The sequence below is a fragment of the Streptomyces sp. LZ34 genome, from assembly GCF_053890475.1.
The window spans coordinates 4,441,495-4,462,903 of record NZ_CM132680.1; the positions used below are offsets into that span (position 1 = coordinate 4,441,495).

The 21,409-nt window shown below is 70.7% G+C and carries 19 protein-coding genes and 1 pseudogene; 10 read left to right on the plus strand and 10 right to left on the minus strand.

Annotation, left to right across the window (positions count from 1 at the left end; all coding sequences use genetic code 11):
• The first annotated feature begins 143 nt into the window (after positions 1-143).
• Together ACWY4P_RS17395 and ACWY4P_RS17400 are read left to right on the plus strand one after the other, a co-directional pair.
• Positions 144-479 carry an ArsR/SmtB family transcription factor gene (locus tag ACWY4P_RS17395; protein ID WP_456211456.1) on the plus strand — a complete coding sequence of 112 codons (336 nt, stop codon included), beginning with the start codon at positions 144-146 and terminating at the stop codon, positions 477-479.
• Between the two features lie 154 nt (positions 480-633).
• Entirely contained in the window at positions 634-1,068 is a 435-nt protein-coding gene (locus tag ACWY4P_RS17400; protein ID WP_456211457.1) for a PaaI family thioesterase, read from the plus strand.
• A 28-nt stretch (positions 1,069-1,096) separates the two neighbouring features.
• Here ACWY4P_RS17400 and ACWY4P_RS17405 read toward each other — a convergent pair whose 3' ends face one another.
• On the minus strand, positions 1,097-1,684 hold the full coding sequence (locus ACWY4P_RS17405; protein WP_456211458.1) for a TetR family transcriptional regulator: 588 nt from the start codon (positions 1,682-1,684) through the stop codon (positions 1,097-1,099).
• A gap of 20 nt (positions 1,685-1,704) precedes the next feature.
• A complete protein-coding gene (locus ACWY4P_RS17410; RefSeq protein ID WP_456211459.1) occupies positions 1,705-2,721 on the minus strand; it encodes an aldo/keto reductase in 1,017 nt (338 codons plus the stop codon).
• A gap of 321 nt (positions 2,722-3,042) precedes the next feature.
• Here ACWY4P_RS17410 and ACWY4P_RS17415 point away from each other — a divergent pair, with 321 nt between their 5' ends.
• Positions 3,043-3,525 (plus strand): cupin domain-containing protein, encoded by a 483-nt coding sequence (locus ACWY4P_RS17415; protein ID WP_456211460.1) that lies wholly within the window; start codon positions 3,043-3,045, stop codon positions 3,523-3,525.
• 58 nt (positions 3,526-3,583) lie between these two features.
• On the opposite strand, the gene ACWY4P_RS17420 is transcribed toward ACWY4P_RS17415, so the two are convergent.
• On the minus strand, positions 3,584-4,072 hold the full coding sequence (locus tag ACWY4P_RS17420) for a MarR family winged helix-turn-helix transcriptional regulator (protein ID WP_456211461.1): 489 nt from the start codon (positions 4,070-4,072) through the stop codon (positions 3,584-3,586).
• 112 nt (positions 4,073-4,184) lie between these two features.
• Here ACWY4P_RS17420 and ACWY4P_RS17425 point away from each other — a divergent pair, with 112 nt between their 5' ends.
• The 3 genes from ACWY4P_RS17425 (at position 4,185) to ACWY4P_RS17435 (ending at position 7,335) form a co-directional block, all read left to right on the plus strand.
• A complete protein-coding gene (locus ACWY4P_RS17425; protein WP_456211462.1) occupies positions 4,185-5,777 on the plus strand; it encodes an FAD-dependent oxidoreductase in 1,593 nt (530 codons plus the stop codon).
• A 117-nt stretch (positions 5,778-5,894) separates the two neighbouring features.
• Positions 5,895-6,833, plus strand: a complete 939-nt coding sequence (locus ACWY4P_RS17430) for a carbohydrate ABC transporter permease (protein ID WP_456211463.1) — start codon at positions 5,895-5,897, stop codon at positions 6,831-6,833.
• Between the two features lie 118 nt (positions 6,834-6,951).
• On the plus strand, positions 6,952-7,335 hold the full coding sequence (locus tag ACWY4P_RS17435; RefSeq protein WP_456211464.1) for a tautomerase family protein: 384 nt from the start codon (positions 6,952-6,954) through the stop codon (positions 7,333-7,335).
• Positions 7,336-7,434: 99 nt separating this feature from the next.
• Here ACWY4P_RS17435 and ACWY4P_RS17440 read toward each other — a convergent pair whose 3' ends face one another.
• The 3 genes from ACWY4P_RS17440 to ACWY4P_RS17450 form a co-directional block, all read right to left on the minus strand.
• Entirely contained in the window at positions 7,435-8,691 is a 1,257-nt protein-coding gene (locus ACWY4P_RS17440; RefSeq protein ID WP_456211465.1) for a hypothetical protein, read from the minus strand.
• A complete protein-coding gene (locus ACWY4P_RS17445; protein ID WP_456211466.1) occupies positions 8,682-10,025 on the minus strand; it encodes a hypothetical protein in 1,344 nt (447 codons plus the stop codon). Before ACWY4P_RS17445 ends, ACWY4P_RS17440 begins: the two co-directional genes overlap by 10 nt.
• A 192-nt stretch (positions 10,026-10,217) precedes the next feature.
• The gene (locus tag ACWY4P_RS17450; RefSeq protein WP_456211467.1) at positions 10,218-11,243 is read right to left on the minus strand and encodes a 6-phosphofructokinase; all 1,026 of its coding nucleotides are present in this window, start codon (positions 11,241-11,243) and stop codon (positions 10,218-10,220) included.
• Between the two features lie 229 nt (positions 11,244-11,472).
• Here ACWY4P_RS17450 and pta point away from each other — a divergent pair, with 229 nt between their 5' ends.
• From pta to pyk, 3 genes are all read left to right on the plus strand, one after another.
• Complete coding sequence (gene pta / locus ACWY4P_RS17455; RefSeq protein ID WP_456211468.1) at positions 11,473-13,620, plus strand: phosphate acetyltransferase; 2,148 nt, start codon at positions 11,473-11,475, stop codon at positions 13,618-13,620.
• A gap of 8 nt (positions 13,621-13,628) precedes the next feature.
• Positions 13,629-14,774, plus strand: coding sequence for an acetate kinase (locus ACWY4P_RS17460; RefSeq protein ID WP_456211469.1), 1,146 nt, complete (start codon positions 13,629-13,631; stop codon positions 14,772-14,774).
• Between the two features lie 92 nt (positions 14,775-14,866).
• The gene (gene pyk / locus ACWY4P_RS17465; RefSeq protein ID WP_456211470.1) at positions 14,867-16,294 is read left to right on the plus strand and encodes a pyruvate kinase; all 1,428 of its coding nucleotides are present in this window, start codon (positions 14,867-14,869) and stop codon (positions 16,292-16,294) included.
• A 131-nt stretch (positions 16,295-16,425) separates the two neighbouring features.
• On the opposite strand, the gene ACWY4P_RS17470 is transcribed toward pyk, so the two are convergent.
• The 4 genes from ACWY4P_RS17470 to ACWY4P_RS17485 form a co-directional block, all read right to left on the minus strand.
• Complete coding sequence (locus ACWY4P_RS17470) at positions 16,426-17,673, minus strand: hydrogenase expression protein HypF (RefSeq protein WP_456211471.1); 1,248 nt, start codon at positions 17,671-17,673, stop codon at positions 16,426-16,428.
• A gap of 82 nt (positions 17,674-17,755) precedes the next feature.
• Entirely contained in the window at positions 17,756-18,319 is a 564-nt protein-coding gene (locus ACWY4P_RS17475; protein WP_456211472.1) for a DUF6114 domain-containing protein, read from the minus strand.
• A gap of 144 nt (positions 18,320-18,463) precedes the next feature.
• Entirely contained in the window at positions 18,464-19,078 is a 615-nt protein-coding gene (locus ACWY4P_RS17480; RefSeq protein ID WP_456211473.1) for a DUF6230 family protein, read from the minus strand.
• Positions 19,079-19,638: 560 nt separating this feature from the next.
• Positions 19,639-20,613 carry a tetratricopeptide repeat protein gene (locus ACWY4P_RS17485; RefSeq protein WP_456211474.1) on the minus strand — a complete coding sequence of 325 codons (975 nt, stop codon included), beginning with the start codon at positions 20,611-20,613 and terminating at the stop codon, positions 19,639-19,641.
• 128 nt (positions 20,614-20,741) lie between these two features.
• Here ACWY4P_RS17485 and ACWY4P_RS17490 point away from each other — a divergent pair.
• Positions 20,742-21,338 (plus strand): annotated as a pseudogene (locus ACWY4P_RS17490) (TetR/AcrR family transcriptional regulator); the annotation flags it as partial.
• Positions 21,339-21,409: the final 71 nt, after the last annotated feature.

Here is a 21,409-nt window from a genome sequence, read left to right on the forward strand (position 1 = left end):
CGATCGAATGCCTACGGCCACAGGCGATCCGGCCTTTGTCGTGCTTTCGTGTGCGGTCAACGCAGTTCCCTCCCACGATACGGATGCCACCCCAAGGATAGTTCCATAATCCCGAACTATCGAAGGAATGATAGCGTGGAGGCATGCGACCGCTACCCGAGCCCGCGCGCGAGTCATTGACGCTCGCGCCCGTACTGCACGCGCTCGGTGATCCGGTGCGCTTGGAGTTGATGCGGCGGGCCCGGGGCAATCCCGAGTCGACCTGTTCCGCTCTCGCCGACGGTTTGGGTGTGCCGGTGTCGACGCTGTCCAATCACTGGCGGATCCTGCGCGAGGCCGGGCTGATCAGCATGACCGTCGACGGCAGACACCGGCGGATCCGGCTGCGCGCCGACGATCTGAGCGACCGCTTCCCGGGCTTGCTCGATCCGATCCTGCGCCTCGCCGCGACCGAGTCGCCGCACAGCGGCCCGCTGTGAGGCCGGCCGTCAAAGGCGCCCCGACCAGTCGGCGTAGAGGTGCGGGCACTTCCCGAGCTGATGAACATCACCTTGCGCCCGAGAACGTCACTGTGTGACCGAGAACATCAACGTGTGACCGAGAACGCACCCCCAACCCGAAAGGCAGCGCGCGATGCCCCCTTCCGAGACGGCAGCCCTCAGCCCCACCGCCCTCCTGGCGGCCATGCCCTTCGCGACACAGTTGGGCGTCGAACTCCACGAGGCCGCCCCCGACCGGGCCGTGGGCAGTCTGGCCTGGTCCCCGGAGGTCTGCACCGCGGGGGGAATTCTGCACGGCGGTGCCCTGATGGCGCTGGCCGACTCCGTCGGCGCCGTGTGCGCCTATCTCAACCTCCCGCAGGGCGCCGGGACGTCCACGGTGGAGTCCAAGACCAACTTCCTGCGGGGAGTGGCCTCCGGGCGGGTCCACGCCACGGCCCGCCCCCTGCACGTCGGCGGCACCCTCATCGTCGTGCAGACCGACCTACGGGACGACAAGGACCGGCTCGTGGGGCAGACCACCCAGACCCAGATCGTGCTCGCCGCGAAGGACAGCGCCACGGGCTGATCCCGCCGAATCCCGCGGCCTGCTCGCCCTACGCGCGCAGGCCACGCAGCAGCAGCTCGCACACCTCCGCGAAGTCCGCGTCGATCTCCGGCTGCGCCCACTCGGACGCGTACATCGGGTCATGGAAGCGCGCCGTCGCGTCCCACAGCGCCCGCGCCGTGGCCGCCGCGTCCCGCGCGGCGAACTCGCCGCCCGCGACCCCGCTCTCCACGATCGTGGCGAGCTGCCGCAGCAGCGTCGTGAGATACCGCGCGACGGTGCCGCTGTTCTCGCGGGCCAGCTCCATGAACGTGGCGAACAGCTCCGGGTCGTCGCCGGCCTTGCGCCGCTTCGCCGCGAAGAGGGCCGCCAGCCAGCGCCGCAGGCGGTCCTCCGCGGGACCCTCGCCGTCGGCGATGGCCGACAGCTCGTCGTGCTCCCGGTCGAGCCACCGCTCGGTGACCGCCTCGCGCAGCGCCGCCTTCGTGGGGAAGTGGCGGTAGACGCTGCCGTGGCTGACCCCCAGCGCGCGGGCGACGTCCACGACCGTGGCCTTGGCCGGGCCGTAGCGTCGCAGCACGTCCTCGGTGGCTTCGAGGACGCGGGCGGGGGTCAGAGGGTTCTCGGGCGGCGGCATCGGGTCCCTTACGTCATCGGCTACTTCTCACTGTCGAGGAGGGCCATCTGCTCTTCCGGGTAGCGCGCGCCTGCCGCGGCGCCGGCCGGAACGGCCTCCTCGATGGCTGCCAGGTCGTCGGCATCGAGCGTAACGTCCAGCGCGCCGAGCGATTCCGCCAGGCGGTCGCGACGGCGGGCGCCGACGAGCGGCACGATGGCGGCGGACTGCCGGGTGTTCTGGGCCAGCACCCAGGCGATGGCCGTCTGCGCGACGCTGACGCCCTTGCCGTCGGCGACCTCGCGGAGCGCGTCGACGAGGGCGAGGTTGCGGTCGAGGTTCTCCCCGCTGAAGCGCGGGCTGTGGACGCGGAAGTCGTCGGCGGCTGCCTTGCGGTCCCGGCTCCAGTGGCCACTGATCAGGCCGCGCGAGAGCACCCCGTACGCGGTGATGCCAATGCCCAGTTCGCGGCAGACGGGCAGGATCTCGTCCTCGATGGCTCGGTCGAGCAGGGAGTACTCGATCTGGAGATCCACGATCGGGGCCGTGGCCGCGGCCCGGCGGAGGGTCTCGGGGCCCACCTCCGAGAGGCCGATGTGCCGTACGTACCCGGCCTGGACGGCCTCGGCGATGGCGCCGACCGTCTCCTCGATGGGCACGGCGGGGTCGACGCGGGCGATGCGGTAGATGTCGATGTGGTCGGTGCCCAGGCGCTGCAGGGAGTAGGCGAGGAAGTTCATGACCGCTTCCGGGCGGCCGTCATTGCCCCGCCAGCCGCCGTCCGGGGCGCGCAGGGCGCCGAACTTCACGCTGGTCAGGGCCTGTTCGCGCAGGGCGGCCGGGGCGGTGCGCAGCGCCTCATTGATGAGCAGTTCGTTGTGGCCCATGCCGTAGAAGTCGCCGGTGTCGAGGAGGGTGATCCCGGCGTCGAGGGCGGCGTGGATGGTGGCGATGGACTCGGCGCGGTCGGCGTCGCCGTACATGCCGGACATGCCCATGCAGCCGAGGCCGAGCGCGGAGACCTGAGGGCCGGTGGTGCCAAGGGTGCGGGTGTGCACAGGACGCTCCTCGGGACGGGGGTGGGGTGCGCCCAAGAAGCATGGCATGTATGGCTGACAGATTTCAATATTTGTCAGTCCGGGCAGGTAGACCGCCATCGCGACCTTCGCCGCCGAACTGCTGCTGTCGGCTGGGTACGACTTGCCGGCTACACCGCATACGGCCGGGTCGGCAGAGCCGCGGGTGCTCGGTCTTCGGACCGAGCCGGTGGGCCGCCCGCCCTGGTCCCCGCCGCTCCGGCCTTCCCGTTCGCCCGGCCGATGACCACCGGCTCCGTCCGTGTCCACAATGCGGTGACGGACAAGGCAAAGGAGCCGATCATGTCGTACCCCGAACCCCGCTATCTCGGCGAGAACGGCGAAGTCAACGCGGTGTTCAGGCCGGTTGACACCCCGCCCGAGCTGGACTCCCCCACAGGCAACCGGACCCACTACCTGGCCACCCACGCCACCACCGGGGGTGAATTCGGGCTGTACCGGGTTGACATGGGACCCAGATCGCCGGGCCCCAGCACCCACTTCCACCGCTCGATCTCGGAGTCCTTCTTCATCCTGTCGGGGTCCGTGCGGCTGTACGACGGCGATCACTGGATCACGGCGCGGTCGGGAGACTTCCTCTATGTGCCGGTGGGCGGGTTGCACGCGTTCAAGAACGACTCCGAAGACCCGGCGTCCATGCTGCTGCTCTTCTCCCCGGGCGCACCGCGCGAGGAGTACTTCGAACAGGTCGCGGAGATGACCCGGCGCGGCGGCCGGGAACTCGAAGAGTTCCGCATCCGCCACGACAGCTTCTTCGTGGAGTAAGTGGAGCGAGTGGAGCAAGTGGACCGAGCGGGCCGAGCGGGGCCGAGCGCCCTCCGTGTCACTCGACGGGGTGGTCCTCCCTGACGACCGAGTCCAGATGGGTCGACAGGTCATCGACCATGCGGCCGAGGAGACGTACGAGGTCTCGCTGGTCCGCGTCGGACCATCCGGACAGGGCATCGGCGAACCAGTCGTTGATGACCCGCAGATAGCGGCCGGTGAGCCGTTCGCCCGCCGCGGTGAGGGTGATCAGACGGGCCCTCTGGTCGTCGGGATCGGCCACCCGCTCCACCAGTCCGCGCTGCTCCAGCCCGTGAATCTGCCTGGTGGCGTGCGGGCCGGCGACCTGCATCCGCTGTGCGATCTCCCCGACCCGCAAGGGCCGTTCGGCCGCGTTGAGGATGACCAGGATGGTCACGGCGGGCCGCTCCAGGGTCACCCCGGCGGCCGCGGTGGCCCGCTCGAAGAGCTGTCCGCGGCTCAGCGTGCCGCTGAGCCGGTTCATGGCGGGCAGCAGTCCCCTCAACTCCTCGTTGTCGAACGCCACGAACACTCCCTTGATAGTTACCTAAGTTAGGTATACATTCACCTCAGTCGAGCGGCTCCCCCAAGGGAACGTCCGCCTTCAATAAAGATACCTAAGTTAGGTAAGGGCTGTCATGACCGAGAACGACTCGACCCTGAGCGACGTACTGATCGTCGGTGCCGGACCCACCGGGCTGACGCTGGCCTGCGATCTCGCCCGGCGCGGTATCACCTGCCGCGTCGTCGAGGCCGCGGAGCGGCCCAGCACCGCCTCGCGCGCCAAGACCATCCAGCCGCGCGCGCTGGAGATCGCCGACGACCTCGGCGTCATCGACCGCGTCCTGCGACTGGGGGCCATCCACGTCCCGACCCGGCACTACGACCGGGAGCGCGTGGTCTCCGAAGCGGTGGAAGTGGCCCTCGGCACCTCGGCCCCCGGCGTTCCGTACGCGCCGGTCTGGCTGTCACAGCCCCAGCTCGAGTCGATCCTGCGCGACCGCCTGGCAGAGCTCGGCGGCCGGGTGGAATGGGGGTCGGCCGTGACCGACCTCCGGCAGGACGCCGACTCCGTCACCGCGACCGTACGGACGGCGGCCGGGCCACGCGAGGTTCGCGCGCGTTACCTCGTCGGCTGTGACGGGGGCCGCAGCGTCGTCCGGCAGCGGGTGGGGGCCGCGCTGCGGGGCACTTCCTACGGGGACCACCGCTGGTACCTGGGCGATGTGCGCATCGAGGGTCTCGACCGCCACTGCCAGCACCTCTGGGCGAGCCCCGAGCACGGAATCCTGTCGCTCTTCCCGCTGCCCGGCACCGACATCTGGCAGTTCCAGGCGTCCGTCCCCGCCGACGAGCGGGAGCCCGCCACACCCTCACTGGAACTGTTCCACCGCATCTTCGCCGAACGCGCGGGGGTGCCGGGCGTGGTCCTCCAGGACGCGGGTTGGCGCTCGCTGTACAAGATCAACGTATGCCTGGTCGACCGGTATCGCGTCGGCCGGGTCTTCCTCGCCGGAGACGCGGCGCACATTCACTCGCCCGCCGGCGGACAGGGCATGAACACCGGCATCCAAGACTCCTACAACCTGGGCTGGAAACTCGCCGCCGTCCTCGGCGGCGCCGACACCACCCTGCTGGACACCTACGAACAGGAACGCCGCCCCGTCGCACAGGCCGTCCTCGACGACAGCACCTCCCGGCTGCACGCGGTGATGGGCGCCTTTGGCAACGGCGACGGCCCGACCGCCCTGCGCGGCCTCACCGACGACTTCACCACCGGTCTCACCATCGCCTACCCCGACAGCCCGCTCACCCATCACCGCCACCTGCCGTCACAGCCCGGCAGCCTCCGGGCCGGCGACCGGGCGCCCGACGCGCCCTGCCTCGACGCCGCGACCGGCCGCGGGCTCCGCCTCTTCGACCTGCTGCGCGGCCCGCACTGGACGCTGCTCTCCTTCGACCGAGGGCAGGACCGCGGCCACGACCTCGCACCCGGCACGCCGCCGGAGACGTCCGTCCCGCTGCGCACCTACCGCGTGACCACCGACCCGACCGCGACCGGTCACGGCACGGTCATCGACGTCGAGGGGATCGCACACAAGACCTATGACACGGACGGAGACGAACTCGTGCTCATCCGCCCGGACGGCTACCTCGCCACGCGCTGCGCCGTCGACCAGGGCACCGACGCCATGCGCCGGGCCACCGCGCTCGCGGCCCAGGGCGGCTGACGCCACGCAACGTGACGTGTCGGCAGTCTTCCCCGCGGCCGGGGTGGGCGGTTTCATGTACGGGACGCTGATCAACTCACTGATCGACTGCGCCCGAAGGCGCGAGGAGGTCCGAGGTTGTCCGCACTCCCCGGCCGCACCTTGTCCCATCCGCCCACGTCAGCCCGGCCCCGATCCCGTACCGCCAAGCGCCGTACTGCCAAGCGCCGTACCGCCGGTCCCCGCACCGCCTGGTCGCCCCGCACCCGCCGCCGGCTGGCCGCCGACGCCGCCCTGCTCGTCGTCGCCGCGGCCTTCGTGCTCCCTCTGGCCTGGCTGGTCCTGGCCTCTCTGGACGGCGAGGCGACCTTACGCGTCTCCGCCCCCGGCTCCCCCACGCTGGACAACTTCCAGGCGGTGTGGACGGACGAGATCACCTTCACGCCGATGCTCAACAGCCTGCTGCTGTGCGGCGGGGCCACCATCCTGACCGTGGCGTGCGCGGCCCTCGCCGCCTATCCGCTGTCCCGGTTCCGTTCCCGCCTCGTACGCCCGTACCTGCTGACGATCCTGTTCAGCACCTGTCTGCCGATCACCGCCATCATGGTCCCGGTCTACGGCCTCTTCGTACAGGTCGACCTGATCGACACGGTGTACGGAACGGCGCTGTTCCTGGCGGCCTCGCAACTCCCCTTCGCCATCTGGCTGATGAAGAACTTCATGGACGGGGTCCCGGTCATCCTCGAAGAGGCCGCGTGGACGGACGGCGCGTCCTGGCTACAGAGCCTGACGCGCGTCATCCTCCCCCTCATGGGACCGGGTATCACGGTCGTGATGATCTACAGCTTCATCATGATGTGGGGCAACTTCTTCGTGCCCTTCATGTTGCTGCTCACCCCCGACCAGCTTCCGGCGTCGGTGAGCATCTTCACCTTCTTCGGCAACTACGGCCAGGTCGCCTACGGGCAGCTGGCCGCCTTCTCGATCCTCTACTCGACCCCCGTGATCCTGCTGTACGTGCTGATCGCCCGCCGGATGGGCGGCGGCTTCGCGCTGGGAGGGGCCGTCAAGGGGTGAGGGGCCGCAGTTGACACCGATCAGCCGGCCAAATAGCTTTGCATTCAAAGATGCTTTGCTTTCAAAGCAAACGTGTCTGTTTCTGTGTGCAAGCTACCCGGCCGAACGGAGATTCACCATGCCCCACTTCACCGTGCAGATCCGCGAAGAGGACCTCGACGGGAAGACCGAGCCGAAGCTCATCCGGGCGCTGACCGATGCGGTGGGCGCGGTGTACGGCGAGCGGCTGCGCTCCGTCGCGGTCGTCGACCTGTTCGGCGTCCCGCGCGGGCGCCACGGCATCGGCGGCGTACCGACGGAGGAGAACGCCCCAGCCGTCACGCTGAGCATGCGCGAAGGGGCGCTGAACCTGCCGCAGTTCGAGAACGCCCCCGCGCGGCTGATCGCGTCGATCACCGATGCCGTCGTCGAGGTCTTCGGCGAGTCCGTCCGCAAGCAGGTGTCCGTGGGCATCGTCGGCGTGCCCGCGGGGCGTTCCGGGGTCGGCGGCGAGGTCGTCTGAGCGGCGGCCGCTCACCCACCAGCGGGCGTGGTCACCCGCCCGGCTAGGTCACCCACCGGGCGTGGTCACCTTCCCGGCTTGGTCACCCTCCCGGCTTGGTCACCCTCCCGGCGTGGTCGGCGTCCCGCAGCCGTGGTTCCGCGCCGACCGCTCCGCGAACGCCCTGAGGGCGGCGCGCTCGTACGCCAGGTCCGGCTTGCGGCGGGTGTCGTCCTCGGTGCCGTCCGCGCGGACGAGGAACAGCGCGTCCTCGCCGCTGTCCGGGCAGGAGGCGCTGGCCCAGTAGGCGCTCTTGCCCAGCCGCCCGGAGGGCAGCTCGGCGGGGGTCGGGCCGTCCTCGGCCAGGCCGCCGGCGTACTCGTCGCGGGTCTCCTCCGCGTACGGGCCGAAGTACGCGTCGAGGCGGTAGCGCGGCGAGCCGTCCCGCGCGCCGAGGGCGCAGGCCTCGCGCGGCGCCCGGTCGCGGGCGGTCTCCCGGGCCGTGGACACCGCGGAGCGGGCGGCCGTCGGGACGCCCGCGCAGGTGCCCTTGGCACCGAGCAGCGGCTCGTACTCGTCCTCGTTGACCGGCAGGCCCACCGTGCGGACCGGTTTGCCCAGGCGCGCGCCGCAGCCCCAGTGGTCGTTGGCGGCCTTGGCGGTGGCGGTCGCGGTGCGGACGAAGTCGGGGCGGGCGGCGGGGTCGTCGAGCGTGGCGCCGCCGAGCTTCGTCTCGACGGTGATCAGCAGGCTGGTGCCGCCCTTGGCGCAGTCGAGCAGTACGGCGGTGGTCGCCTCGCCGTCCTCGTTGTCGTCCTGCCGCACATTGTCCGTGCCGAAGAGCCCGGACCAGCCGTGGCCGAGGGGGACCGCGAGGGTGTCCCGCTCGGGCATGGAGGTGTACATCCCGCCGACGCCGTACGTGGTGCGGGGCCGCGGCGCGCCCGCGATGGTCACCCTGACGCTGCCCTTGCCGTGGGCGGTCACCTCACACCGTACGGCGAGGGTGTTGGCCTGGTCCTCGTCACCCTCACCGGCATCCTCACCGGCACTGTCACCGTCGCCCTTGGCGTTGGCGTTGGCGTGGAACGTGCCCTTTGTGCGGTTGCTCACGCTGATCTCGCCGTCGCCGAGCACCGCGCGGACCTCGTCCTTGGCCAGCACTCCGTCGCAGGCCTCGTCGAGCGCACGGTCGTCGCTGCCGGCGAGCCAGACGGCCGTGCCCGCCAGCGCGGCCAGCGCCACCGCGACGGCCGCGAGGCCCCACAAGCGACGGCGGGTGAGCCGGCCACCGAGCCACCCCGAAGGGCTCTCGCCGTCCTGTTCGCCGTCCTGTTCGCCGGGCCGCCCGCCAAGCCGCAGTCTGCTCAGTGCCATTCCTCGACCTCCCCCAGCACCTTCGTATCGCGGCACCCCGCCGACTTCGGCCAGCCGTCCGCGGCGCTCAGATAGCGGTCCAGCGCCGTGCGTGCCGTACGGGAGAGCTTGGCGCGGTCCTTGGCGCCCAGGGTGGCGGTCGCGCCGTCCTCGATCAGGATCGTGGGAATCACCGAGACGCGGTGGTAGGTCTCCCGGCCGCCGCACACCGAGCGTGCCCACAGGGCGAGTTGGGGGTCCTCGACATAGGAGGAGATCCGGTCCTCGCCCTCGGCACCGGCAGTCCCACCGCCCTTGCCGTCACCGGCGGGCTTTCCCTGGTTCTGGGACACTCCCCACCCCGGCACATGGCCCTCGCGCTCGTACGAGTCGTACGCGGTCCGGCCGAGGATGCCCGCCCAGCTGGCCGCCTCGACGCCGGTGATCTGCCAGTCCGCCGGACGGTTCCCGTCGTTCTCCTCGGCCTCCCCGTCCCAGGTGCCCTGGCAGGCGTTCAGCACGCCGGACTCCTGGAGGTCGCCGAGGGTGGTCCAGGCTCCGGGCATCACGCCGGGGAGCGACCGGGGGTTGATCCAGCCGCACTTGCGCAGATCGCGGCCGGGCTCCTCGATGCGCTCGGACCGCCAGTCGCCGTTATCGTTGTGCGACTCGTAGGTGTCCAGCACCTCGGTCGGCGCCTTGAGCGGGGTGCTCCCGCAGCCCTGAGCCTTGGTGATGGCGTTCGCGACATGGACGGCGGTGCGGAATCCGGTGAGGGCGGCGGCCCGTTCGACCCTGGTCCGCTCCTCGCGCTCGGCGGTGCTCCCGGCCTCGTGTTCGCCGTCGGTGACCAGTGCCGCCACATACAGGTCGGTGGTGGGCCGGACCCGGCCGCGCAGGCCGTCCACACACTCGGCCACCAACCAGGCACCCCGCCCGCCGTACTGGCCGGTGGTGCCGGGGGCCACATACGTGCCGTCGGTGCCGGCCGTGCCGAGGAGGTCATCGGTCTCCATGCCCTCGGGGACGTCGGAGACGAGCGCCTCGGCGTGGACGGTGACGCCGTATCCGTCTCCCCACGACAGCTTGCAGTCCAGCAGCGAGCGGCTCTCCTGGCCCGGCTCGAGCATCGTGCCGTGCTGGCTGAGCTCGCCCGCCCGGCCGTCGCGGACCAGCCGCTTCAGGTCCCCGTACGGCAGGCTGCCGTCGCATGCCTTCCGTAGCTGGGCGCGGTTGGCCGCGAGGTGGCCGCCGTCGCTGTCGCGGTTCGCGACGACGAAGACCGCGACCAGCGCTATGACGAGTACCACCAGGGCCGTGTGGCGCAGCCACACGCGGGCCCACAACCGACGCATCCCGCCCCCGCTCCTTCGTCCCCCTTGATCAGGTGATCAGGTGATCAGGTGATGTGATCAGCCGATCAGCCAACCCCGCTGATCAAGCCGGGACAGTACCAGAGCCCGCTCGGCGCGGCACCAAGGTTGAGGCGGCGTCAAAGAGGCGGCGTCAAAGTTGGCGTCAAAGTTGAGGAGGAGCCCGAGCCCGCGTCAGAAGACCGACTCGGCCTCGTCCATGCGGTCCACCGGAACCGTCTTGAGCTCGGTGACCGCCTCGGCGATCGGCACCATCGCGATGTCCGTGCCGCGCAGCGCGGTCATCATGCCGAAGTCGCCGCGGTGGGCGGCCTCGACGGCGTGCCAGCCGAAGCGGGTGGCCAGGACCCGGTCGTACGCGGTCGGGGTGCCGCCGCGCTGGACGTGGCCGAGGATGACCGGGCGGGCCTCCTTGCCCAGGCGGCGCTCCAGCTCGGCGGCGAGGCGGTTGCCGATGCCGGTGAACCGCTCGTGGCCGTACTGGTCGATCTCGCCCTTCTTGTACTCCATCGTTCCCTCGGCGGGGTGCGCGCCCTCGGCGACACAGATCACCGCGAACTTCTTGCCGCGGGAGAAGCGCTCCTCGACCATCTTCACCAGCGCGTCGATCTCGAACGGCCGCTCCGGCAGGCAGATGCCGTGCGCGCCGCCCGCCATGCCGGACTCCAGCGCGATCCAGCCCGCGTGGCGTCCCATGACCTCGACGACCATGACCCGCTGGTGGGATTCGGCGGTGGTCTTGAGCCGGTCCATGGCCTCGGTGGCCACGCCGACGGCGGTGTCGAAGCCGAAGGTGCGGTCGGTGGAGGAGATGTCGTTGTCGATCGTCTTCGGCACGCCGACGATGGGCAGCCCGGCGTCGGAGAGCATCCGGGCGGCGGTGAGCGTGCCCTCGCCGCCGATCGGGATCAGCACGTCGATGCCGTAGTCGCGGGCGTGGTCCTTGGAGGTCTCACAGGCCTCGCGCAGCCGGGCCCGCTCCAGGCGGGAGGAGCCGAGGATGGTGCCGCCGCGGGCGAGGATGCCCGCCACGGCGTCCAGGTCGAGCTTGCGGTGGCGGCCGTCGAGCAGCCCCTTGAAGCCGTCCTCGAAGCCGATGACCTCGTCACCGTGGCCGGCCACCGCGCGGTGGACGACCGACCGGATCACAGCGTTCAGGCCGGGGCAGTCGCCGCCTGCGGTGAGAACTCCGATGCGCATCGTGCTGTGTCTCCTGCTGCCTACGGGTAGATGTGAGCCAGTCCGATTGTTTCATGGGCCCGGTGGTGCTGTGTTCGCCCTCCGGGCCTGTGTACCTGAGGAGCGCTTTATCGATGGCCGCAGGTATTGTCAAGGGGACAGGGCCGCCGATACGGCCGCTTTTGGGGAAGTTTCGACCGGACTTTCAGGCCGGAGCCGGAGTGTCGACCGTCAGATCGGAGTGCCAGGCGTGACGCGCAGCGTGTACGTGACCGGGATCGAGCGCGGCGACGGCCGCCAGGTCGTCGAACTCGGGGTCATGGAGCTCCTGACCCGCCATGTCGACCGGGTCGGCGTCTTCCGTCCTCTGGTGCACGACAACCCCGACCGCCTCTTCGATCTGCTGCGCTCCCGCTACCGGCTGGGCCAGTCGCCCGAGTCCGTCTTCGGGATCACCTACGACGAGGCGTCCGCCCTCCAGGCCGAGCGGGGCACCGACGAGCTGGTGGCGCACCTGCTCGGCCGCTTCCACGAGGTGGCCCGCGACTACGAGTACGTCCTGGTCCTGGGCAGCGACTACGCCGCGGCCAGCGGCCTCCCCGACGAGCTGGGGCTGAACGCGCGGCTGGCCAATGAGTTCGGCGCCTCGGTGATCACCGTCGTGGGCGGCCAGGAGCAGAGCGTCGAGTCCGTCGGCGCCGAGGCGCACAACGCCTACCGCGCCTATGACGCGCAGGGCTGCGATGTCGTCGCCGTCGTGGTGAACCGGGTGGCCCCCGGCGACCGGGAGGCCGTGGCCGAGCGGCTGCGGGACCGCCTCCCCGTCCCCTGCTACGCGCTGCCCGAGGACTCCTCGCTCTCCGCGCCCACCGTCTCCCAGGTGGTGCGCACCCTGGGCGCCGAGGTGCTGCTCGGCGACCACGGGGGGCTGTCCCGGGACGTACGGGACTTCGTCTTCGGCGGCGCCATGCTGCCCAGCTTCCTGCCCGCGCTGACCGAGGGCTGCCTGGTGGTGACCCCCGGCGACCGCGCCGACCTGATCGTCGGGGCGCTGGCCGCGCACAGCGCGGGCGCCCCGCCGATCGCCGGGGTGCTGCTCACCCTGGACGAGCGGCCAGGACCGAACATCCTGGCGCTGGCCTCCCGGCTGGCCCCGGGCACCCCGGTGGCGGCCGTGGCGGGCGGCAGCTTCCCGACGGCGGCCGAGCTGTTCGCGTTGGAGGGCAAGCTCACCGCGGGCTCGCCGCGCAAGGCCGAGACCGCGCTCGGCCTGTTCGAGCGGCATGTGGACACCGCCGGGCTGACCGACCGGATCTCGGTCGCCCGCTCGGGCCGCGTCACCCCGATGATGTTCGAGCACGAGCTGATCGAGCGGTCGCGCACCAACCGCCGCCGGGTGGTGCTGCCCGAGGGCACCGAGGAGCGGGTGCTGCGCGCCGCCGATGTGCTGCTGCGCCGCGATGTGTGCGACCTCACACTGCTGGGCGAGGAGGACGCGGTCCGCAAGCGCGCCGCCGAGCTGGGCATCCAGCTCGCGGACGCGCAGATCATCGACCCGCAGACCTCGCCGCTGCGCGAGCGCTTCGCCGAGCTGTACGCGCGGCTGCGCGCCCACAAGGGCGTCTCCTACGAGCTGGCCCACGACGTGGTCGCCGACGTCTCGTACTTCGGCACCCTGATGGTGCAGGAGGGCCTGGCCGACGGCATGGTCTCCGGCGCCGTGCACTCCACCGCCGCCACCATCCGGCCCGCCTTCGAGATCATCAAGACCGCGCCGGACGCCCAGATCGTCTCCTCGGTCTTCTTCATGTGCCTGGCGGACCGGGTGCTGGTGTACGGCGACTGCGCGGTCAACCCGGACCCGGACGCCGAGCAGCTCGCGGACATCGCCATCCAGTCGGCGACGACGGCCGCCCAGTTCGGTGTGGAGCCGCGGATCGCGATGCTCTCGTACTCCACCGGCACCTCCGGCTCCGGCGCCGACGTCGACAAGGTGCGCAAGGCGACCGAGCTGGTCCGCGAGCGCCGCCCGGACCTGCTGGTCGAGGGCCCGATCCAGTACGACGCCGCGGTGGACGCGGCTGTCGCGGCGACCAAGCTGCCGGACTCCGAAGTGGCGGGCAAGGCCACGGTCCTGATCTTCCCGGACCTGAACACCGGCAACAACACCTACAAGGCGGTCCAGCGTTCGGCGGGCGCGGTCGCGGTCGGCCCGGTGCTGCAGGGGCTGCGCAAGCCGGTGAACGACCTCTCCCGCGGGGCGCTCGTCCAGGACATCGTCAACACCGTCTCGATCACCGCCATCCAGGCCCAGACCCCCGCACAGCCCCAGGCCCCCTCCCCCGTCTCCCCCGCACAGACCCCCGCCCCCGCACAGAAGGCGCAGAACCCCGCGTGAACGGCTCCGTGAACGGTTCCCGAGTCCTCGTCCTCAACTCCGGCTCCTCGTCGGTCAAGTACCAGCTGCTCGACATGGCCGACGGCGGCCGGCTCGCCTCCGGCATCGTGGAGCGGATCGGGCAGGGCCCGGTCGCCGACCACTCGGCCGCCCTCAAGCAGGTCGCCGAGGAGCTGGCCGCGCAGGGCCTGGGCCTGGACTCGCCCGAGCTGGCGGCGGTCGGCCACCGGGTGGTGCACGGCGGCACCCGGTTCACCGAGCCGACCCTGATCACCGACGAGGTGGTCGCGGAGATCGAGAAGCTGGTGCCGCTGGCCCCGCTGCACAACCCGGCGAACGTCACCGGGATCAAGGTGGCCCGCGCGCTGCGCCCGGACCTGCCGCAGATCGCGGTCTTCGACACCGCGTTCCACGCCACGATGCCGGAGGAGGCGGCGCGCTACGCCATCGAGCGGGCCACCGCCGACCGGTACGGGGTGCGGCGCTACGGCTTCCACGGCACCTCGCACGCGTACGTCTCGCGGGCCACCGCCGCGCTGCTGGGCCGGGACGTCTCCGAGGTCAACACGATCGTGCTGCACCTGGGCAACGGCGCCAGCGCCTCCGCGGTGCGCGGCGGGGTGTGTGTGGACACCTCGATGGGGCTGACCCCGTTGGAGGGCCTGGTGATGGGTACCCGGTCAGGGGACCTGGACCCGGCGGCGATCTTCCACCTGGCCCGGGTCGGCGGGATGTCGATCGACGAGATCGATGCCCTGCTGAACAAGCGCAGCGGGCTGCTGGGCCTGTGCGGGGACAACGACATGCGTGAGATCGGCCGCCGGATGGGCGAGGGTGACCAGGCGGCTCAGCTGGCCTTCGACATCTACATCCATCGGCTGCGGAAGTATGTGGGCGCGTACACCGCGGTGCTGGGGCGGGTGGACGCCATCGCCTTCACCGCGGGCGTCGGGGAGAACTCCGCGGCGGTGCGGGAGGCGGCGATGCGCGGCCTTCCGGCGTTCGGCATCGAGGTGGACGCGGTGCGCAACGCGGTGCGCGGCACCTCGGCGCGGCTGATCTCCGCGGAGACCAGCCGGGTCGCGGTGGCCGTGGTGCCCACCGACGAGGAGCTGGAGATTGCCAGCCAGGCGTTCGAGCTGGTCACCGCCTAGTCTCCGGCCCGTCGGCGGCTCTTGTCCCGGCATTGCACCGTTTTCCATAGCTTAAATATTCCGCTCCGAAACAAACCGATAGGATCTGCCTCATGCGCCGTTCCAAAATCGTCTGCACTCTGGGCCCCGCCGTCGACTCCTACGACCAGCTGAAGTCGCTGATCGAGGCCGGGATGAACGTGGCCCGATTCAACATGAGCCACGGGAGCCACCCGGAGCACGAGGAGCGGTACCACCGCGTCCGCAAGGCCTCCGAGGAGACCGGGCACGCGGTCGGCGTGCTCGCCGACCTCCAGGGCCCCAAGATCCGGCTCGAGACCTTCGCCGACGGCCCGGTGGAGCTGTTGCGCGGCGACGAGTTCACCATCACCACCGAGGACGTGCCGGGTGACCGGACGATCTGCGGCACCACGTACAAGGGGCTGCCGGGCGACGTCTCCAAGGGCGACCAGGTCCTGATCAACGACGGCAATGTCGAGCTGCGGGTCACCGCGGTCGACGGCCCGCGGGTCAAGACGATCGTCATCGAGGGCGGCGTGATCTCCGACCACAAGGGGATCAACCTGCCCGGCGCGGCGGTCAATGTGCCCGCGCTGTCCGAGAAGGACATCGTGGACCTGAAGTTCGCGCTGGCGATGGGGTGCGACATGGTCGCCCTGTCCTTCGTCCGGGACGCCGCCGACGTCCGCGATGTGCACCGCGTCATGGACGAGGTGGGGCGCCGGGTGCCGGTGATCGCCAAGGTGGAGAAGCCGCAGGCCGTCGCCAACATGGAGGGGGTCGTCGCGGCGTTCGACGGCGTCATGGTGGCCCGTGGCGACCTGGCCGTCGAGTATCCGCTCGAGAAGGTCCCGATGGTGCAGAAGCGCCTGATCGAGCTGTGCCGCCGGAACGCCAAGCCGGTGATCGTCGCGACCCAGATGATGGAGTCGATGATCACCAACTCGCGGCCGACCCGCGCCGAGGCGTCCGATGTCGCCAACGCGATCCTGGACGGCGCCGACGCGGTCATGCTCTCCGCGGAGTCCTCCGTCGGCGCGTATCCGCTGGAGACGGTCAAGACGATGTCCCGCATCGTCCAGGCCGCCGAGCAGGAGCTGCTCTCGCGCGGTCTGCAGCCGCTGGTCCCCGGCAAGAAGCCGCGCACGCAGGGCGGCGCGGTCGCCCGCGCGGCCTGCGAGATCGCCGACTTCCTCGGCGCCGAGTCGCTGGTGGCCTTCACCCAGTCCGGCGACACCGCCCGCCGGCTGTCCCGCTACCGCGCCCAGCAGCCGATCCTGGCCTTCACCACCGACGTGGCCACCCGCAACCAGCTGGCGCTCAGCTGGGGTGTGGAGTCGTTCGTGGTGCCGTATGTGGAGCACACCGACGCGATGGTGGACCTCGTCGACGCCGAGCTGTCGAAACTGGGCCGCTACAACGACGGCGACACCATGATCATCACGGCCGGCTCGCCCCCCGGCGTCCCCGGCACCACCAACATGGTCCGGGTGCACCACGTGGGCGGCGAGACCAAGTAGCCCCGTAACCCGGCCCTGAGCGGGCGGCAGACGCGCCGGTGGGCACCACCCCGAGCTTGGGGCGGTGCCCACCGGTGTTCGCCCTCCCAAAGGAGGGCCTTGCGGCTCCCGAACGGGTCTGTGCTCCGGGGTTATTCCCCCGTCTTGTAGATGTGCATGCCGGGGATGGTCAGGTCGCCGCCGAACTGTCCGGCCTGTGTGACCGTCGCATCGGTGAAGAACACCTCGGGGAGGTTTATCGGCGGCGGGCTCTTGGGGCTGAAGGTGATCGGGATGATCCCCAGGAGGTTGCCCGACAGTTCCTCGGTGTACATGGTGATCGGGCCGTTGCTGAAGGTGGAGGTGGAGCCCTCGCGCGCGGCCACGTGGGTGGTCGTCCCGCCGGCGCCGACCACCAGCTGGTGCAGATCCTTGATGTCCACGCCGGAGGCGGTGAACTTGAGGACCTTCTTGACCTTCCCGCTGTACGTCTTGACCTCGACGATGCCCTTGTAGTCCAGCCCGTGCAGGGTCAGCAGGGTGCTCTTGAGCGTCCAGGGCTCGTCGGGCAGCAGGCTGGAGGTCGGCTCGGTCTCGGCGTTCTCGTATGCCTCGGCGTCGTACGTGGGGCAGGGGAACGGCTCCTTGCCGTCCTTGTCACGGTCCTCGGCCTTGGGGGAGGACGAGGAGGTGGGGCCGGGCGACGGGGTGTCGTCGGCCTTGTCCCCGGCGTCCTTGGCCTTGTCGACCGTGTCCTTCGCCGCCTTGCCGGCCTTGTCGACCGTGTCCTCGGCCTTGTCGGCCGTGTCCCCGGCAGGGTCGGTCGTCTTGCCCGGCGAGCGGGTCGCGGAGGACGACGGGGTCGGCGTGGCGCTCGGCTCGGCCGTCTTGTCCTCGTCGTCACCGCCCCCGGTGAAGATGTCCTTGATCGCGTCCCCGAGGCCCAGCGGGTCCAGCGGGTTCTTGCTCTTGGACTCGGACGGGCTCGGCGTAGGGGACTTCTCCGGCGTCGTGTCGTCCGCCTTGTCGTCCGTCTTGCTGCCGGAGGAGCCGGAGTCGGCGGAGGACGTGGCGGAGGGCGTCGGCGTGGCGGAGGGCTTGGAGCTCTCGTCCGCGCTCTTGTCCTCGGAACCCTTGTCCTGGCTCTTCGAGCCCTTGGAGCCCTTGTCCTTGGAGCCCTTGGACGGCTCGCCCGCCTCGTCGGTGCTCTTGTGGTCCTTGGCGTCGTCCTTGTCGGCCTCGTCGGGCTGGGTGACGCACGGCCCTGGCTTGTAGCGGTCCTCGGCCCTGGAGGTCGCCTGGGCTAGCTGCGGGGTCAGCCCCATGCCCATCAGCACGGCCGTCGGCATGGCGGCGAGCGCTATCGCCTTGCCGGCGGGCACCTGAAGGCGGGTGAGCATCGACTTCTTGGGGGCCGCATGCCGCGGCCCCGTTCTCGCCCGGCGTGGACTCGTGACGCTCGCACCCTCCGACTGCTCTTGTTCACCCCGCACGGTGCCTCCCATCCCTGGATTCCTGGTCCGGCGCGGCCCCCGCGACGGCCGGCTCCGGCTCGCCGCCGCCTGCGCCGTCCCCAGCGTCCGCGTCGTCCACACCGTCCGTGCCGTCCGTGGGCGCGGGCCCCGCGTCCTTCGCCGGCTGCTCGGTCGGGGTCTCGCCCGGCGCCCAGGCGACGCTCATCCCGCCGCCGAACAGCGCGAGCAGGAAACCCACCAAGAAGCCCCCGAAGTTGGCCACGGGGATCGAGACCAGGCCCAGCAGAATGGTGGCGACTCCCGCGAAGACCCGCACGATGGGCTGGAACCACATGGTCAGGCCCAGCACTATCAGCAGGACGCCGATGATCAGCGATCCGGACCCGGTGGTGGTGGACATCCGGACGGTGAGCTGACCCAAGGTGACGTTGGCATACGGCAGGTACCCGATCGGCAGCCCGGCCAGAATGGTCAAGAGCCCTGCCCAGAACGGGCGCTGCCAGCGCCAGTACTTGAAAGCCCTGCGCAGGTGGCTGACGGCGTCACTCGCCTCCGGCGACTCGGCACTCAATGAAAACAGCTCCCTGGGGCCGGCGATCTGGACGATCGCAAGTGTTCTGATGCGGTACTGATAAACGCGGTGCTGATGCCCCTGACGCCGCTGAGCGATGCCGGGTGAGGGGCGGTGGTACGGCCCCCCACCCCGCTCAGCGCGTCAGAAGCACTCGTTCTTGCCCTTGCTGACCTTCATCGAAAGGCCGGAGAGCTTGAACGTGCCCGCGTTGGTCGCCCATGCGGTCTGCTTGACACCCTTCAGCGTCACCGAGTCGGCTTCCTGACTGAAGGAACTGGGGTCCTTCTTGTTCGTGTCGCCCTTGGGACCCTTGGTGGTGTCGCCGGCCGCCACACCGATGTTGAGACCGCGGAACGTGGCGTCCGCCTCGAGCTGGTCGAGGTCGATGAAGAGGTTCTTCGCCACGACCTCCTTGCCGCCGTTGCCGGCCTCCAGCCTCAGCGTGACATCGCCGAAGAGCGGGACCGGGACCACCACCGACTGGCACAGGCCCTTGATCTTGGCGTTCTTGAACGCCGACACGGCCACGGGGATCTTCTTGCCCCCGTGCTGTGTGTCAAGGGTGCCGTACTGGACGAAACCCTTTCCGTTGAGCAGGTCCGCGCTGACCTTGAACTGCTGGCCGGACACGCTGAACGACGCCGCGAGCGCACCCTGCGCGAGGGCTACACCGATCGCGGCCGTGGCAGCGACGCTCGGCACCATGACAACGGCAAACCGCTTCCATCTGGTCCCGCCACGAGCCTGGGACTCCATGACTTTCCTCCTTCTCGGACGTACATCTCCGGCTGGGGCCGAGGCCCGAGCCTGGGATGGGAGAAGTGCTACGTCCTCGGGAAGGAGAGCGCCCACGTCTCGCAGGCGCGAACCGCACCCGAAACACCGGCGATCACCCCCGAGCGACAACCACTGGCCACGCCTTCGCGCAACCTCCTGGACAGGCCCTGCCGGTAGGCAGAGACCCCCCTGTCCACGGCCGACGCCACTGCCGCCGACCTACTCGGTGGGGACCCATCGCGCCGACCACGCCGACCGGATGCCGGGCTGCGGGAAATGGGACCGAGCTTGGCCGATCGTGGTGCATTTACGGGCAGGTGCACAAGGGGTTCGTTACTAGCGAGTAACGGGCGGATAACCGTACAGCGGCAGGGAGATAGAGGCCGGGTACTCAGGGTCGCCGCCACATGCCCGGAAAGATGGGGCGATCTACGCCATGACCGGACAAAAACCTGACGTTCACTTACCGTCAGTTACAGCGACCGCGTTTACCAAGTTTTGGTAAAGCGCGGCCGCTTCTCTGTTTGAGGTGGCAGAGGTCAGAACAGCACGCGCGCCAACGCGCCGCGTGCCGAGACCACCCGGGGATCGTCCGCTCCGATCACCTCGAAGAGCTCCAGCAGATGGAGCCGCGCCGCCTCCCGGTCCTCCCCCACCGTCCGCCGCACCGCGTCCACCAACCGCCCGAAGGCGTCCTCCACATGACCCCCCACCAGGTCCAGGTCCGCCGCGGCGATCTGCGCCGCCGGGTCCGCCGGATTGTCGGCCGCCGCCTTGCGCACCTGCTGCGGGTCCGCCCCCTGCACCCGGCTCAGCAGCTCGGCCTGCCCCAGGCCCAGCTTCGCCTCGGTGTTGCCCGGGTCGTCGGCCAGTACGTTCTTGTACGCCTGCACCGCGCCGCCCAGATCGCCGGCGTCCAGCGCCTCGTGCGCCGCCGCGAGCGCGCTGTCGTACGGGGTCACGGGCTGCTGCGCGACCGGCTCGCCGCCCTCGTCGCCCTCGTCTCCCGCGTCCTGCACCGGGGCGCCCACGATGCCGAACTGCTGCTCCGCCGCCTGGACCAGCTGATCCAGCACCTGCCGGATCTGCGCCTCGGGCGCGGCGCCCTGGAAGAGGGGCACCGGCTGGCCCGCGACCACCGCGAACACGGCGGGGATGCCCTGCACCCCGAACTGCTGGAAGAGCATCTGGTTGGCGTCGACGTCGATCTTCGCCAGGACGAAGCGGCCCGCGTACTCCCCCGCCAGCCGCTCGAGGATCGGACCGAGCTGCTTGCACGGCTCGCACCACTCGGCCCAGAAGTCGATGACGACCGGTACTTCAGTGGAGCGCTGCAGGACATCCTGCTGGAAACCCGCCTCGTCGACGTCGAAGACCAGACGGGTGGGGGCGGGCGCGCCGCCCGTGCGGGCCGCGTCGGCCCGCGCCTTCTCCGCCTTCTGCTTCGCTTCTCCGGCCGCCTTCACCGCGGCGAGGTCGACCACTCCACTCATGGACATGTTCCGTGGCTGCATGGTCCTATCCTCCCCTCTTCCCCCGGTGAATGGAAAAGCGCACACCCTTACGCTACGAGCCGTAGCGTAACTGGTAGGGCCCCGGGAGTTCCAGGGGGCATGGCCCGCCTGCGGGTAGGGTCACGGGCATGAGCCCGCCAGCGCGGCGCACCGGCCGCCCCCGCAGTGCCGAGGCCGACCGCGCCATCCTCGGCGCGACGCGGGCCGCCCTGGTCGAGCTCGGCTGGTCCAAGCTGACGATGGGCGATGTCGCGGCCCGGGCGGGCGTGGCCAAGACCACCCTCTACCGCCGCTGGACGAACAAGAGCGAGCTGGTGGTGGACGCGGTCGCGGCCCTCCTCGACGAGCAGCTGGAACTGCCCGACCTGGGCTCGCTGCACGCCGATGTGGAGGAGACGGTGCTCCGGTTCGCGGCGCTGCTGGCTCGCCCGGAGGCCGGGACCTCGCTGATGGCCGTGGTCTCCGAGGCCACCCGCGACGAGGCGCTGCGGGAGCGGATCCGCACCACGATCGTCGACCGGCAGAAGCGGCTGGTGCTGCTCGGCCGCGAGCGCGCCCAGGCCCGCGGCGAGCTGCCGCGGGAGGCCGACCCCGCCGCGGCGGCCCGCAGCGCGGACCTGATCTTCGATGTGATCGCCGGCGCGGTGATGCACCGGACGCTGGTGAGCGCCGACGCCGTCGACGCGCCCTGGGCGCGCGACTTCGCGGAGCTGCTGCTCTGCGGCTTCCCTGCGGCGACGGGACGGGGCGAGGCGGGGCCGGCTCAGGGGCCGGCCCCGAAGCGCGGCCCGGCTCG